At 63.8% G+C, this 15,611-nt stretch carries 13 protein-coding genes; 3 read left to right on the top strand and 10 right to left on the bottom strand.

The window, feature by feature from the left end; translation table 11 throughout:
• Positions 1–5: 5 nt before the first annotated feature.
• The 8 genes from mnhG to DQ230_RS07035 form a co-directional block, all read right to left on the bottom strand.
• Positions 6–395 (bottom strand): monovalent cation/H(+) antiporter subunit G, encoded by a 390-nt coding sequence (gene mnhG / locus DQ230_RS07070; RefSeq protein ID WP_113911879.1) that lies wholly within the window; start codon positions 393–395, stop codon positions 6–8.
• Positions 392–679 carry a K+/H+ antiporter subunit F gene (locus DQ230_RS07065; RefSeq protein ID WP_113911878.1) on the bottom strand — a complete coding sequence of 96 codons (288 nt, stop codon included), beginning with the start codon at positions 677–679 and terminating at the stop codon, positions 392–394. The genes mnhG and DQ230_RS07065 overlap by 4 nt, the downstream gene beginning before the upstream one ends.
• Complete coding sequence (locus DQ230_RS07060; protein WP_113911877.1) at positions 676–1,176, bottom strand: Na+/H+ antiporter subunit E; 501 nt, start codon at positions 1,174–1,176, stop codon at positions 676–678. Before DQ230_RS07060 ends, DQ230_RS07065 begins: the two co-directional genes overlap by 4 nt.
• Before the next feature lies 1 nt (position 1,177).
• On the bottom strand, positions 1,178–2,713 hold the full coding sequence (locus tag DQ230_RS07055; protein ID WP_113911876.1) for a monovalent cation/H+ antiporter subunit D: 1,536 nt from the start codon (positions 2,711–2,713) through the stop codon (positions 1,178–1,180).
• Positions 2,710–3,063, bottom strand: a complete 354-nt coding sequence (locus tag DQ230_RS07050) for a Na+/H+ antiporter subunit C (protein WP_113911875.1) — start codon at positions 3,061–3,063, stop codon at positions 2,710–2,712. The genes DQ230_RS07055 and DQ230_RS07050 overlap by 4 nt, the downstream gene beginning before the upstream one ends.
• 1 nt (position 3,064) lies before the next feature.
• Entirely contained in the window at positions 3,065–5,926 is a 2,862-nt protein-coding gene (locus DQ230_RS07045; protein WP_113911874.1) for a monovalent cation/H+ antiporter subunit A, read from the bottom strand.
• Between the two features lie 132 nt (positions 5,927–6,058).
• On the bottom strand, positions 6,059–6,892 hold the full coding sequence (locus DQ230_RS07040; protein WP_162497387.1) for a patatin-like phospholipase family protein: 834 nt from the start codon (positions 6,890–6,892) through the stop codon (positions 6,059–6,061).
• Positions 6,889–8,541, bottom strand: a complete 1,653-nt coding sequence (locus DQ230_RS07035; RefSeq protein ID WP_113911872.1) for an alpha/beta hydrolase — start codon at positions 8,539–8,541, stop codon at positions 6,889–6,891. The genes DQ230_RS07040 and DQ230_RS07035 overlap by 4 nt, the downstream gene beginning before the upstream one ends.
• Before the next feature lie 185 nt (positions 8,542–8,726).
• Here DQ230_RS07035 and DQ230_RS07030 point away from each other — a divergent pair, with 185 nt between their 5' ends.
• From DQ230_RS07030 to DQ230_RS07025, 3 genes are all read left to right on the top strand, one after another.
• Complete coding sequence (locus tag DQ230_RS07030) at positions 8,727–10,592, top strand: SLC13 family permease (RefSeq protein ID WP_113911871.1); 1,866 nt, start codon at positions 8,727–8,729, stop codon at positions 10,590–10,592.
• Between the two features lie 135 nt (positions 10,593–10,727).
• A complete protein-coding gene (locus DQ230_RS17235; protein ID WP_203228020.1) occupies positions 10,728–10,865 on the top strand; it encodes a hypothetical protein in 138 nt (45 codons plus the stop codon).
• 162 nt (positions 10,866–11,027) lie between these two features.
• The gene (locus DQ230_RS07025) at positions 11,028–11,234 is read left to right on the top strand and encodes a cold-shock protein (RefSeq protein WP_113911870.1); all 207 of its coding nucleotides are present in this window, start codon (positions 11,028–11,030) and stop codon (positions 11,232–11,234) included.
• Between the two features lie 72 nt (positions 11,235–11,306).
• Here the strand turns inward: DQ230_RS07025 and DQ230_RS07020 are convergent, their stop codons facing one another.
• Together DQ230_RS07020 and DQ230_RS07015 are read right to left on the bottom strand one after the other, a co-directional pair.
• Complete coding sequence (locus DQ230_RS07020) at positions 11,307–14,423, bottom strand: efflux RND transporter permease subunit (RefSeq protein WP_113911869.1); 3,117 nt, start codon at positions 14,421–14,423, stop codon at positions 11,307–11,309.
• Complete coding sequence (locus DQ230_RS07015) at positions 14,420–15,586, bottom strand: efflux RND transporter periplasmic adaptor subunit (RefSeq protein WP_113911868.1); 1,167 nt, start codon at positions 15,584–15,586, stop codon at positions 14,420–14,422. Before DQ230_RS07015 ends, DQ230_RS07020 begins: the two co-directional genes overlap by 4 nt.
• Positions 15,587–15,611 lie beyond the last annotated feature (25 nt).

The following is a 15,611-nucleotide window of genomic DNA, read 5'->3' as shown; positions in this document are numbered from 1 at the left end:
CTTGTTCAGCCCTTGGGCGTCGGCGCCAATGCCCGGTCTTCTTCGGCCACGTCCAGCGTTGACCATGTGTCATCCTCCGGCGGCGGTGGCGGAGCGGTGCAGGAGCCTTTGTGGATATTAACCTTGGCTATGAAATTCGCCGAAATCGGTGCGGTCACGAACAGGAATGCCATGATCAACAGATCATGCCATGCGCCGTCACTGAACATCTGCGCGTGGATCATCGACGCCAGCAGCAGGCCGCCGATGCCGACTGTCCCTACCTTGGTCGGCGCGTGCAGCCGTGTCATGGCATCGTTGAACTTCAGCAACCCGATCGAGCCAATCAGCGAAAAGGCCGCGCCGACGATCAGACAAAAGGCGATGGCATAGAGTGCAACGATTTCCCAGATCATTCGATGATATCCCCCCTCAGAACAAAGCGCGCGTAGGCGACGGTGCTGACGAATCCCAGCATGGCGATGATCAGCGTCACTTCGAAATAAATGTGGCTGCCCTGCGCGATTCCGAGCAGGACAATCAATCCGATTGCGTTGACCACCATCGTATCCAGCGCAAGAATCCGGTCCCCGGTGTCCGGCCCGATTATCAGGCGGATCATGGCCATCACTTGCGCGACCGCGACCGCGATAAACGCGATCCATAGTGCGACATTCATCACATCCATCGCTTGGGTCATGTGAAAATCTCCAGCAGGCGGCGCTCGTAGCGGTGCTTGATATCGTCGCGGATGGCATCGGGATCATCGGTGTGCAGCGCGTGCACCAGCAGGCTGTGACCCTCGTCGGACAGGTCCGCCGAGACGGTGCCGGGTGTCAGCGTGACGGTCCCGGCAAGCACGGTGATCGCCTCGGGCTTGCGCAGATCCAGGGGCACAACCACCCAGGCGGGGCGCAGGCTGGCATTGGGTTTGGTCAGGACAATCCACGCGACCTGCACGTTGGCAACCATGATGTCCCACAGCACGATCACGATGTAGACGGCCATGCGGCCCACCCGGAAACCGCGCGGCGTGCCGGGCCACCATACCGATGTGCTCCACGGGATCAAAATGCCCAGGATCAGCCCGAACACCGCCATGCCCGGCGACAAGGTGCCTTGCAGCAGCAGCCAGACGGCGACCAGCAACAGGGTCAGAAACGGATGCGGAAACAGCCAGTAAAACGCGCGCGTCATGTCAATTCCCCTCCTGCGGCGGGCTAAGCTTGCCGGGTGTGTCCAGGACCATACCGATATAGGGCGCCGGCGCGAAGAGTTGCGCGGCAATCGCGGTTGTATATCGGTGGACCGGACCGGCCAGAACTGTCAGCGCAATGAGCAATGCCAGCAGGCCGCCAACCGCTGTAAATGCCAGCGCCGATGGGGGCGGGGCTTGCGTATCTTCGGCAGGCAGTGCGAGGGCCTTCCAGAACACGGTGCTGCCCGCGCGCGAAAACCCGACGATGCTGATCAGGCTGGTGCAGAGCACGACCGCCCAGATCCAGACCACCAACGGCGAGTTGATTGCCGCGTTCAGAATCAGCAGCTTGCCGACAAATCCCGACAGGGGCGGCAGGCCGATCATCGCAATCGCGGCGACAAAGAACATCCCCGCTGTCAGCGACGCGCCGGCAATCGGCGGCGCTGCGCGCAGGTCCAGATGCGCGCGCCCGCTGCGGACCAGATCGGCGGTCAGGAACAGGACCGCCGCCGCCAGCGTGGAATGCGGGATGTAATAGAGCGCGGCGGCAATGCCGGCCTGCGTGAACAACGCGATGGCGATCATCACCATGCCCATGGACCCGATGACCGCGAAGGCCACCAGCCTGTCCAGCCGCCGCGCGGCCAGCACGCCGATCATGCCGACCGCGATCGAGATGAGGGCGGCGGGGGCCAGCCACAGGCTGTGCAGGCCCGCCGTCACCTCCAGATCCGGCGGAAAGATCAGCGTATAGACGCGGATGATGGCATAGGCGCCCACCTTGGTCATGATGGCAAAGAGGGCGGCAACCGGGCCGGGCGCCTCGGCGTAGCTGGAGGGCAGCCAGAAATGCAGCGGGACGACCGCCGCCTTGATGGCGAAAACCAGCAGCAGCAGCACTGCCGCCACGCGGATGCCGACGCTGCCGCCCGCATCGATCAGTGCCACGCGGCCTGCCAGATCGGCCATGTTCAGCGTGCCGGTTTCCGCATATAGCGCGCCGAGCGCGAACAAAAACAGCGTCGACCCCAGAAGGTTATACAGCACATATTGCACGCCCGCGCGCAGCCGCACATGCCCGCCCGAGTGGATCATCAGCCCGTAGGAGGCGATCAGAAGCACCTCGAAGAACACGAACAGGTTGAACAGATCCCCGGTCAGAAACGCGCCCATCAGGCCCATCATCTGAAACTGGAACAGCGCGTGAAAATGGCGCCCGCGCGCGTCCCATTTCGATCCTATAGAATAAAGCAGGACGCACAGGCCAAGGATCGCGGTCAGCAGCGCCATCATTGTCGACAGCCGGTCCGCCACCAGCACGATGCCGAAGGGCGCCGCCCAGTCGCCCAACTGATACAGCGTCACCGTGCCGTCCGATGCCTGCATCGCCAGCCCCGCCGTGATGGCCACCAGCGCCAGAACACCCGCCACCGACAAAACGCGCTGGATCCCGATGTGATAGCGGGCCGCCAGCACGATGAAAGGTGCCAGAACCGCTGGCAGGATGACGGGCAGAATGATCCAGTGCATCATTTCGCGGCCTCCGGATCTGTGTCGCCGCTCTCCGCGGGGTCGTTCACATGGTCGTCATCCGCGCCCAGATAGGCGCCCAGCGCGATCATCACCACCACTGCCGTCATGCCGAACGAAATTACGATGGCCGTCAAAACCAGCGCCTGCGGCAACGGGTCGGTATAGGTTTGCGCATCGCTCAGGATCGGCGGCGCGCCGATGGTCAAACGGCCCGAGGCAAAAAGGAATACGTTGACCGCATAGGTCAGCAGCGACACGCCGATAATCACCGGAAACGTGCGCAGGCGCTGAACAAGGTAAAGGCCGGCAGCGGTCAGGATGCCGATGGCGGATGCGACAAGCAGCTCCATCTCAGACCTCCTTTGCGGTGTTGAGGTTTTCGCGCGTCGGGTCGATGTCCATGGGATGTTCGCTGTCGGGCACATGGGCGCGGCGCGCAAGGCGCGAGAAGCTCTCCAGCGACAGCATGACGGCGCCGACGACGGCGAGGAACACGCCCAGATCGAACAGGGCGGCGGTGGCCAGCTCGAACTTCTCGAAGGGCGGAATACGCACATAGGCGAAATCCGAGGTCAGGAACGGCTTGGCAAAGAACCACGATCCCATGCCGGTCAGCCCGGCGATCAGAACCCCCGCGCCGATCACGCCGTGATAGGGGTAGCGCAGCCGCGCCGATGTCCAGCTGAAGCCGCTGGCCATGTATTGCATGACCACGCCGATCGACACGATCAGCCCGGCGATAAAGCCGCCGCCCGGCTCGTTATGGCCACGCAGGAAGATGTAGAAGCCGACCATCAGCACCACCGGCATGATCACGCGGGTCAGCACCACCATCATCAGCGGGTGCACGTCGCCGCCGCGCGGCTGGTCGGGTTTGCGGTTTAGCAGACGCGCGCGCACCGGGCCGTCCAGCAGCGCCTCGGTCAAGGCGTAGATCAGCAGGGCGGCGATGCCCAGGACGATGATTTCGCCAAACGTGTCAAAGCCACGAAAATCGACAAGGATGACGTTCACGACGTTGGTGCCGCCGCCGCCCTTGTACGAATTGGCCAGATGAAAGGCCGAAATGGACTCGGCCACCGGATCGCGCAGCAGATAGTAATACGCGATTCCCATCGCCCCCAGCCCGCCCGCAACGGCGACGGCGGCATCGCGGGTGCGGCGCAGGATCGTGCTTTCCTTCGGGGTGGTATTGGGCAGGAAATTCAGCGCCAGCAGCATCAGAATGGTCGTGACAACCTCAACCGTGAATTGCGTCAGCGCCAGATCCGGCGCGCTGAAATAGACGAAGCCGACCGATACGATCAGGCCGACGATGCCCAGCAGGATCAGCGACAGCAGGCGGTTGCGGTGCAGCAGCACCAGCGACAGGGTTGCGGCCACCAGCATCAGCCACGCTGCGACGGAAATCGGCCCCAGCGGCAACATGGTATAATCGGCCGGCGCCACGCTGCCGGTAAACCACGCATGCGCGCCGGCGGCGACCACCGTTGCCGCCATGATCGCGCCGTAGCGGGTAAAGGCGCCATCATGCAGCGGTTGGATGATGCCGCGCGCGGCGCGCAGGGCGGCGGCGATGATGTGGTCGAAAATCGCTTTGGCCTCGGGGCGGGGCGTGGCATCCCACAGCCGCTGCGCCGGGCGGTGCAGCGCCAGCAGCGCCAGCGCGCCGACCGTGGCAATGACCGACATCCAGAGGGCAGGCACCAACCCGTGCCAGATCTTGAAATGGGCATAGGGGGTGTCTGCGGTGCTGCCCAGAACGGCCTGCGTGACCAGCTTGACGAATGGCTCGGCCAGAAACGGCGCCACGCCGATGGCCACGACCGGCACGATCAGCAGGGCAGGCGGCAGCCACAGGCCGGGGCCGGGATCATGCGGCGTGTCGGGATAATCCTTGCGCACGGGGCCAAGGAACGTGTGCGCGATCAGGCGGAAGCTGTAGGCCGCCGAAAACAGCGAGCCGACCAGCACCAGCACCGGCACAAGCCAAGGCTGCCCGAAAAGCACGGTCTTGAGCGACTGCTCCAGCATCATTTCCTTGCTCAGGAAGCCATTCAGCAGCGGAACACCTGCCATCGAGAGCGCGCCCAGCGTTGCAATTACAAAGGTGATCGGCATCAGCCGGCGCAGCCCGCCAAGGCGCCGGATGTCGCGGGTATGCACCGCGTGGTCGATGATGCCCGCCGACATGAACAGCGCCGCCTTGAACGTGGCGTGGTTCAGGATATGAAACATCGCCGCCAGCACGCCGAACGGCGTGCCTGTGCCCAGCAGCATGGTAATCAGGCCCAGATGGCTGACGGTCGAGAAGGCCAGCAGCGCCTTCAGGTCATGCTTGAACAGTGCAATCACGGCGCCCAGCACCATGGTAATCAGCCCCGCGCCGGTGACGATCACGAACCATTCGGGCGTGCCCGACAGGACCGGCCACAGACGCGCCATCAGGAAAATCCCGGCCTTCACCATGGTGGCCGAGTGCAGATAGGCACTGACCGGGGTGGGGGCCGCCATGGCATGCGGCAGCCAGAAATGGAACGGGAATTGCGCCGATTTGGTGAAGCAGCCCAAGAGGATCAGCAGCAGCGCCGGAACATAGAGCGGCGACGCCTGAATGATGTCGCGCCGCTCCAGAAGAACGCTCAGGTCATAGCTGCCCGCGATCTGGCCCAGGATCAGCATCCCCCCGATCAGGGCCAGCCCGCCCATGCCGGTCACGGTCAGCGCCATGCGCGCGCCTTGCCGCCCTTCGGGCAGGTGTTTCCAGTAGCCGATCAGCAGGAAGGAGGACAGCGATGTCAGCTCCCAGAAAATGAGCAGAACCAGTATGTTGTCGCTCAGAACGATGCCGACCATCGCGCCCTGGAACAGCAGAAGGTAGGTGAAAAATTCGCCCATGTGATCGTCGCGCGACAGGTAGAACCGCGCATAGGCGATGATCAGAAGGCCGATGCCCAGGATGAGACAGGCAAAGAAGAATCCCAGCGGGTCCAGCATCAGGTTCACGTTCATGCCGATGCTGGGCAGCCAATCCAGCCGCGCGGTGACGACCTGCCCGGCAAAGACGGCGGGCGCGTTGGTTAAAAGCCCGATCAGCGCGGTCAGCGTCACCGCCCCCGTCACCCCGGCGCAGGCCTGACGGCCGGCGGAATTCATCAGGCCGGGCAAAAGCGCCCCGAGAAACGGCAAAAGTGCAACAAGGAAGAGGGACACGCGAACTCCTGATGTGCTTGCCGGTCCCTTTTTGGGCAAGTTTGCCCCGTGGCTCAAGTGAAACCGACATCGAAAAGCGGGCTGGGGCCGGAATGTCGCAGATTAAGTGAAAAAGCGGGATAATCCGGCGGCTTATCCCGGCGGGCGGGTCAGCAATCTGTCGATTGCTGTCTTGACCTCATCGCGCAGATCCGCCGTTTCCTCAAGAATGTCGGACACTTTCAGAAAATCAAGCGCGCGGTAGGTGCCGACAGAGGGCCGGATCAGTGCGGTGCGGGGAAATTCGCGCGCCGACAATGCCACGATGGACTGCTGCATCATCTGGCTGGAGGCATAGATCACATCCATCTTGGTGGGCCGCGTCAGCACGCCGTCCTTGGTGCCGCCCGACACGTCGATGGCGATCACCTCATCGGCGCGGCGCTGCACCGTGTCCAGCGGGCAGGGGTTGGTGGCACTGCCGTCGATGTAATAGGCATCGCCTATCCTGACCGGCAGAAACACCGCCGGGATGGCGGCGGAGGCCGCCAGAGGACGGTGGAGCGGTCCGGCCGAGAAAACCGTGCTTTTCTCAGCGTAGAAATCCGTTGCAACCGCATGAAACGGGATTTGCAGCTCCTCGAATGTGGCCGGGATGACGGGGGGCAGGAAGACCGACAAAACCGTCTCAAGGTTGAATTCACCCAAGCGCAGGCCGCCATCGGCGAAAAAGCTTTTGACGCTGCTGGGTCGCACCTTCAGCGCCTGCGTGATCAGGCGCGCGCGGTCGTTGAAACTGTCCTGCACATAGGTCTGGATATCGGCCCCTGACATGCCAGCGGCATAGGCGGCGCCGATCAGCGCGCCGATCGAGGTGCCGGAAATCATCGATGGTTTCAGGCCCAGATCATCAAACGCCTTCAGCGCATGAATATGCGCAATGCCGCGCGCGCCGCCGGCCCCCAGAACCAGGGCGAGCGTTTTCACTGTCCGCACCCGGCCTTGAAGCCGCCGTCGCAATGGGCGGCCAGCCGCGCGCTGTCGGCTTCGGTCCAGTTTTCCGGGTCGGTCACGGCAACCCATGGACGCACGTAATCGGGACCGTAATAGGCGTGGCCGTGGCCCGACGGCGCCGTATTTGCCAGCGCCATATCGACGGCCAGCTGGAACTGCGTCACGACCGGCACGAATTTCATATGCGGCGATACATCGGCGGCGGCAGGCTCGCGCATCCATTCGGGGGCGCGGAAAAACGATGCCGGTTCGTAAAATACAATCGGATCGCTGGAATATTGCAGGTACACCAGCCGCACATCGCCCCAGCCCTCGGGCCCGCCCGCATCGTCGGTATGGGACGCAAAGCGCACGATCCGGCCGTCCCCGATGGTGGGCCGCACATAGGGGCTGCCCGGCTCTTTTTCGGTGTAGACGCTCTTCCAGCGGGCCGACGGGAAGGGCGGGCCGGCCCAAAGCGCGCCGTTGATCGGATCGTCCAGCAGCGGAAACAGCCCGGTGCCATACATTGACGACCACGCCCCAAGGCTGAGGCCGTGGATATACAGCCGTGGCCGCGATGATTTGGGCAGGGTTTTCCAATAGCCATGCACCGTCTTGATCAGGGCAACCGCCTGATCCAGCCCCGAGCGTGTCTCAAGCATCAACGCAAGCGGCGATTGCAGATAGGAATACTGCACCGCGATGGTGGCGACGTCGCCGCCATGCATGTATTCGACCGTATCCATTGCGCCCGGATCCAGCCAGCCGGTGCCGGTGGGCATGGCGACGATCAGCACCTTGCGGTCAAACCCGCCCAAGCGCCGCAATTCGGCCAGCGCGACATCGGCGCGCTCTTGCGGGGTGCCCGCCTGCGCCAGCCCGGCATAAACGCGGATGGGGCGCTGTGCCTCGCGCCCGGTGAATTGCGCAATCGCCGCCGCATCCGGCCCCGAAGTAACGTAATCGCGCCCCGGATTGCCCATTGCGTCCCAGTCGATCAGAGATCCCGCGCCGCCGGCGATACCGGCGATCTTGGGGGCAGGGGGGGCGGTATCAAACAGCTCCTGAGCGATGGTGACGGATTCGTCCAGATTTGCGATAGCCCTGTCCAGCACGCCGTCGCGCGTGGCGATGAACAATAGGATGCCGGTCAGCAGAAATCCGGCGATATCGGCAGTGCGGGCAGGCATGAAGCCGTGCAGGCGCCGCCGCAAATAGTTGAACGCGATGCGAATCAGGAAACCGGCCACGAACAGGACTGCAAACACCCCTAGCGCCAGCAGGACCATCCGCACCGTATGGCTGCTGTCGAGCAGATCCATCCCCATGCGCGACCGAATGCTGTTCTGCCAGTCATTGGCCCGCGCCAGACAATAGCCGACAAGGATCAGCACGGGTATGCCCAGCAGCGTCAGCAGAACACGCCGAAGCCGCCCCGCAAGCGCGGGCAGCCCCATCGCCCACCACAGCCCCATGGCCAGCCGCCCGATCAGATACCCCAGCGCCATGACCAGACCGCCCAGCGCGCCCTGCGCCGGCCATTCGCGCGGAATAAGCGAGGGCGTCAGCGATGCGGCAAACAGCAGCAAACCCACCAGAAGGGGAAAAATCATGACGCCGAAGAGATTGAGTATACGCATGACATGCCTTTACACCGCTGCACTGCCGGATGCCACCGGCACGCGCATGTGCCGATTTCCGCGCTCGGCCTCATTTGCCCATTCCCTCTTGCGCTGCGACCTGCTCAGGATGGGCGGCGCGCCTTGACGCCGGGCGCGCGCTGAACCCTTGCCCTGACCCGATGGCACAACAGAAAGCCGCTTCATTGACCACGCCGCATATCCTGATTTTCTCTATCCTCGTCGCCATGATGGGCCTGTTCCTGTGGGGGCGGTTTCGCCATGACGTGGTGGCGCTGGCGGCATTGATGGCCTGCGTCATTGCCGGCGTCGTGCCTGCGGACGCCGCATTTGCCGGGTTCGGGCATCCGGCGGTGATCACAGTGGCATGCGTTCTGGTGCTGAGCCAAGGCTTGCGCAATACTGGCGCGGTGGATTGGCTGGCGCGCAGCATCCTGCCGCGCGAGGCCGGGCGCACGATTACCATGCTGGCGCTGATCGGGCTGGGTGCGGCGCTGTCGGGATTCATGAACAACGTCGGCGCGATGGCGCTGCTGATGCCGATTGCGGTGCAACTGTCGGCGCGGCTGGAGCTGACGCCGGGGCAGGTGCTGATGCCGCTGGCGTTCGGCACCATTCTGGGCGGCATGACCACGCTGGTCGGAACGCCGCCGAACCTGATCGTGTCGGGCTTCCGGCAGGAGGCCGGGCTGGGCCAGTTCGCCATGTTCGATTTTGCCCCCGTGGGGGTGGCGGTTGCGGTGCTTGGCGTGATCTTTATCGCCGTGATCGGCTGGCGGTTTGTACCGGCGCGCAAATCGGCGGCCGGCAATGAGTTTGCCACCGGCGCCTACCTGACCGAAGTGCGCGTCCCGGACGAGGGCAAGGCCGTGGGTCTGACGTTGCGCGGTTTCGAGGCGGAAATCGTCGATACCGGCGCGCAGGTTGTCGGCATGATCCGCAACGAGGTGGCGATCACCGCACCGCATGGCGGGCGGCGCATCATGGCGGGCGATATTCTGGTGCTTCAGGCCGAGGTGGACGCGCTGGCCGAGGCGCTGTCTGTCTTCGACATCAAGCTGGAGGAGGAAAAGGCACAGTCGCACAGCGGCGATGACACAGCCGAAGACGCCGCGCAAAAAACCGCAGAGGTCGCCCAGGCCGTGCAGGAGGAGGGCGACGATGACGGCGCCAAGGACACCGCAGAGACCGAAGATGATATCGTGCTGCGCGAACTGGCGGTGCTGCCCGGATCAACCATCGTCGGGCGCTCGGCCAGTGACATGTTGCTGCGCACCCGCTACGGGATCAACCTGCTGGCCGTCTCGCGCGAGGGGCGCCCGCCGCAGGCGCGGCTGCGGCAGCTGAAACTCAGGTCCGGCGATCTGCTGCTGACGCAAGGCCCCGGCGAGGCGCTGGCCGAATTCATCAAGGAAACCGGCTGTGTGCCGCTGGGTGAGCGTGAATTGCGCATCCCGGACAAGCGGATGGCGATCATCGCCGGCGCGATCATGCTGGGCGCGATTGCCATTGTCACGCTGGGCCTGCTGCCTGCGCCCGTCGGCTTTGCGCTGGGCGTTCTGGCGTCGATGCTGCTGCGCACGGTGCCGCTGCGCAAGATCTACACGGCGATTGACTGGCCGGTGATCGTGCTGCTGGCGGCGCTGATCCCGGTGGCGGGCGCGATGCTGACCACCGGGGCCGCCGATCTGCTGGCCCGGTTTCTGGTTGAAACCATCGCGCAAGGCAATCCCGTCGCCGCGCTGGCCGTGGTTCTGATCACCACCATGTTCCTGTCGGACGTGATGAACAACGCTGCCACCGCCGCCATTTTATGCCCTATCGCGCTGGGCATTGCGGCCACGCTGGACGTCAATCCCGACAGCTTCCTGATGGCGGTCGCCATTGGCGCATCCTGCGCGTTTCTGACGCCGATCGGGCACCAGAACAATACGCTGATCCTTGGCCCCGGCGGGTTCCGATTCAGCGATTACTGGCGGCTGGGCCTGCTGGTCGAGCTGCTGGTTGTGGCCGTGTCCATGCCGTTGTTGCTGATTGTCTGGCCGCTATAGGCTGCATCGCGCTGAAGCGCGAAGGCGGCCGCTGCTTTTTTCCCGCGCGGCGCCGCGCAAAGGTGTATACTGAACAGCAGCAGACCACCGGTGCCGACATGGCACCGGATCGCTGCGCGTCGCAAAGGACATAAAATGGCCAAGGGCAACAACAGCAATCGCGGAAACAAGGAAACGAAAAAGCCAAAGCAGGAAAAGCCCAAAGTGGCGGCCACGGCAAATTCGCTGGCGGGCAAGCCTGCGCTGTCCATTGCAGGCAAGAAGGTAAAGTAACGCAGCCGCCCCCCCTTGTATCTGTGGCAGGCAAGGACCATCTGTTCCCTGCGACGTTACCTTTATCGGCATCACTGCTCCTTTCGGTTCAGTTTTTCGATCTTGCACTGACCTGGCCGATCTGCTGCATCCTGCAGGCAGTTTTTACGAAGGAGAATGGCGATGGCTACTGGCACCGTCAAATGGTTCAACACAACTAAAGGCTTCGGCTTTATCGCGCCCGACGGCGGCGGCAAGGATGTATTTGTACACATCTCAGCTGTTGAGCAGGCTGGCCTGACCGGGCTGAATGATGATCAAAAAGTGACTTTTGACATCGAAGCCGGCCGCGACGGTCGCGAAAGCGCGACGAATATCGTTCTGGCATAAATTCCGGTTTTCGGGATTGCAGACGAATTTGAGATAGTGAAACGGGCGTATCCTGCGGGATGCGCCCGTTTTTCATGCGGGGGTGGCGCGCTGCTGAGTGGCCTGCGCCCTTGCGTCCTGCAATTCCTGTTGCAGCCGTGCCTCTTCCTTCGCCTTGGGCGTGGTGAAGCGGGCCAGCAGCAGATAGGCCACCGGCGTCAGATACAGCGTTGACAGCGTGGCCAGTCCCAGCCCGCCCACGATGACCCATCCCAGCGCCTCGCGCGCCTCGGCGCCCGCGCCCGAGGACAGCACCAAGGGCACACCGCCCAAAACGGTCGAGGTCAGCGTCATCATCACCGGGCGCAGCCGGATGGTGGAGGCGTCAAAGATCGCGTCACGCACGTTCGATCCGCTATCGCGCAGCTGATTGGCAAATTCGACGATCAGGATGCCATTCTTGGCCATGATGCCGATCACCATCACCAGCCCGATCTGGCTATAGACATTCAGGCTCTGCCCGGTCAGCAGCAGCGCAAATATCGCGCAGGCAAGACCCAGCGGCACGGTCGCCATCACCACCACGGCGGAAATGAAACTTTCGAACTGGGCCGATAGCACCAGAAACACGATCAGGATCGCAAAGCCGAACGTGACGAACATGCCCGCATTGGTCTGGTCCAGCGTCGCCGCCTCGGCCAGTGGGACGATGCGGTTTTCATCGGCCAGAATATCATCGCCAATTTCGATGACCCGCGCCAGCGCATCGCCCAGCGACAATTCGGGCGTCAGCCCTGCCGTCAGCTCGACCGAGCGGTTTTGCCCCTCGCGGTCCAGTTCGGGCGCAACCGCGCGTTCCTCCAGCGTGACAAAGCTGGCCAGCGGCACCATCATGCCGTTGCCCGCCTGAACGAATACGTTTTCCAGATCGCCCGGATCATCAATCGGGTCCGAGGTGGACAGCATCTGCACCTCGAAGCTTTTGTCTTCGACAAACACCGACGCCACCTTGCGACCGTCCAGAACGGCCTGCAACGCCTGGCCCAGCCCGGTGATGTCGATGCCCAGATCGGCGGCCAGCCGGCGGTCGATCTGCACGAACAGCTGCGGCTGGGTGCGTTCGTATTCCAGTTGCACCTTGCCCATGCCGGGGATCTCGCGCAGGCGGTCGACCATCTGTTCGGCCACCTGCGACAGCTGATCGTAACTGCTGCCGGTGATGGCAAAGGCCAGCCCGCGTCCGGCGCCCCGGATGCCCAGCGAATTGGGCTGGATCGCAAAGGCGCGCACGCCGATGACGTCGCCCAGCTTGGTGTTGATTTCGGTCACGATATCCTGCTGGCTGCGGGTGCGATCCTCCCAGTTTGCCAGGGTGAACACCATGAAACCGCGATTGTCGGCGGCAAAGCCGCTGAAAGCGAAAATGTTGGTCATCTCGCCCCGCTCCAGCATGGGGGCGACGATATCCTCGATCTCCAGCATCTTGGACTGGGTGTATTCCAGCGACACGCCCTGCGGGGCCGTGATGCTGAGCAGGGCCACGGCGCGGTCCTCGGCGGGGGTCAGTTCCTGCCGGATGCCGCCTGCCATCATCGCCGCCGTTGCCGCCACGAAAAGGGCAATCAGAACAATGACAAACGGCATTGCCAATGCTGCGCGCAGCGTCGCCTCATACAGACGCATCAGCCTGTTGCCCAGCCAGATCATCGGGCCGCGCGCATCCTTTTTCGGCGGTTTGGTCAGCAGCCGACTGGCCAGGACCGGGCAAAGGCTGAGCGCGACAATGGACGACAGCAGCACGGCCATCGCCAGCGTAAAGCCAAATTCGCGGAACAGCCCGCCCGCCTGACCCGGCAGAAAGGACAGCGGCACGAACACCGCCGCCAGCGTCGCCGTGGTGGTGACAACGGCAAAGAATACCTGCGACGTGCCATGCACAGCGGCGGCGCGCGGCCCCATGCCCAGACCACGCTGCCGCACGATGTTTTCCAGCACGACAATGGCGTCATCCACCACCATGCCGGTGGCCAGCACCAAGGCCAGCAGCGTCAGGATATTGATCGAAAACCCGACCAGATAGATCGCCGCCAGCGTGCCGATCAGCGCCACCGGCAGTGTCAGCGCCGGGATCAGCGTCGCGCGAATGTCGCGCAGGAACAAAAAGATGATGGCGACCACGATGGCGATGGCAAAAGCCAGCGTTTTCAACACCTCCTCGATCGAGCCGGAGATGAATGTCGCATCATCGGAGGTCACGAAGACGCTGACATCCTCGGGCAGGGTTTCGTTCAGTTCCGTCACCACGGCGCGCACGTTGGTCGATATCTCCAGCGTGTTTGACGTGGCCTGCCGGATCACGCCCATTCCCACCCCTTCGCGGCCATTGGCGCGCAGGATCGTCTCGCCCGGTGCGGGGCCCAGCGTGACCCTGGCGATATCGCCGATTGTGACGTTCGGCTTGATCTCCAGCGCCTCGAACGCCTCGGGCGTGACCACGCTGGCGGTGGTGCGCACGTTGATGGACTGGCGCGCGCCCGCCAGATCACCGGCCGGCGTATCCAGCGCGACATCCGACAGCGTGCGCTGCACATCGCCCAGGGTCAGCCCCCGGCTTGCCAGCTCCAGCTGGTTGATATCAATGCGAAAGATCGGCTCGCGGTCGCCGTAGATCTGCAAATCGGCAACGCCGTCGACAGAAATCAGCCGGTCCTCGACCCGGTCCTGCACAATGGCCGTCAATTCCTGCGGCGACCGCGCGGCGGATGTCACCGCGATGCGCATGACCGGCTGGGCATTCGCATCCGCCTTGACGATTTCGGGCTGGTCGGCGTCTTCGGGCAGATCGTTGACAATGCGCGCCACGGCATCGCGCACATCGGTTGCGGCGACGTCGATATCGACATTGTCGTTGAATTCCACCGTGACCCGGCTGCGGCCAAAGCGGGAGTTTGACGAAATGCTGCGCACCCCCGTCACCCGGCCAACGGCGCCCTCGATCCGGCCGGTCAGTTCCTGATCGACCGATTCAGGCGAGGCGCCGGAAAACCGTGTGGTGATCGTGACCACGGGCCGGTCCACATTCGGCAATTCGCGGATTTCAGCGCCAAAGAGGGCGGCAATACCGGCCAGGATAATCAGCGCGTTCAACACAAACGCCAGAATGGGCCGCCGCACGAACAGCGCGGTGCCGGGGGCGGCGGGCGCGCTCACAGCGCGGCCTTGGCATCGGTGTCGCCAAGGCCCGAAATCGCCCCGGCGCCTGATATCACCCGCACCTCTGCGCCGTCGCGCAGTGTCTGGACGCCTTCGGTAACAATCGTATCGCCGGGCCTGAGATCCTGCGATTTCACCAGCACCGCATCGCTTTCGCGTTGCTCGATCGACACCGGCACCTGGCGCACCTTGCCGTCGCGCACGGCCCAGACGAACGGGCCGCCGCTGGACCATTGCACCGCCAGCGGCGCGACCGACAGCAGCCTTTCCCCCGGAAAGCTGAGGCTGACGGAAAACGCCATTCCGGCGCGCAGAACGTCGCCTTCGTTGGGAACGCGCCCCTGCACCAGCAGGGTGCGGCTGGCACGGTCGACCACCGCATCAATCGCGCTGATTTCACCGGTCAGCGGCGCGGCACCTGCGCCCAGCAGCGTCACGTCGATGCGCTGGCCGGTGGCGATTTTGCCGGTCACACGTTCCGGCACGCGAAAATCAATCAGGATTTCGGAGCGGTCCGTCAGCGTGACCAGCAGATCCTGCGCATTCACGCGGTCGCCTACCTCAAGGTCGATAATCCCGGTCCAGCCGGACAGGGGCGCCGCGATATGACGCTGGGACAGATCGAATTCGGCCTGCCGCACGGCCAGCTCGGCACTGCGCAATGCCAGCTCGAATTCGCGCAGGCGCACTTCGGCGACCGCGCCGGTTGCCTCCAGCCGCCGGGCGCGTTCGGCATCGGCGCGGGCGTTTTCAAGCTGGATCTGCGCCTTTTCCAGCGCGATCTTTTCGGCCTCATCCTCCAGCCGGACCAGAACGGTGCCTTGGGCGACGAAACTGCCATTGCTGATGTTCATTTCCGTGATCGTGCCAACCGCGTTCGAGCGTATGTCGACCGAGCGAAGCGCGCGGCCATCGCCAATGGCCGTTATGCGGTCTGCCAGCGTCTGCTGGCCAACCGTCGCGGTGATCACCTGCGCCGCGCCGCCGCCGCCCCATCCGCCGGGGCTGTCGTCCTCTGGCGCGGCGGCTTCGATCCCCAGCAGGTCCAGCAAACCCAGCCGGTCCAGAAATGGCTGCGCCGCCGGGACATAGGCGATCCACACGAAAACACCCACGGCAAGAACCACGAGCGACAATGCGAGTTGGCGAAACGCTTTCATTGGGGCGGCTTCCGTGCAAGATCAG

This window comes from Roseovarius dicentrarchi, assembly GCF_003316635.1.
In the GTDB taxonomy this organism is placed as follows: domain Bacteria; phylum Pseudomonadota; class Alphaproteobacteria; order Rhodobacterales; family Rhodobacteraceae; genus Roseovarius; species Roseovarius dicentrarchi.
This window is presented reverse-complemented; position numbering and strand designations above follow the sequence as displayed.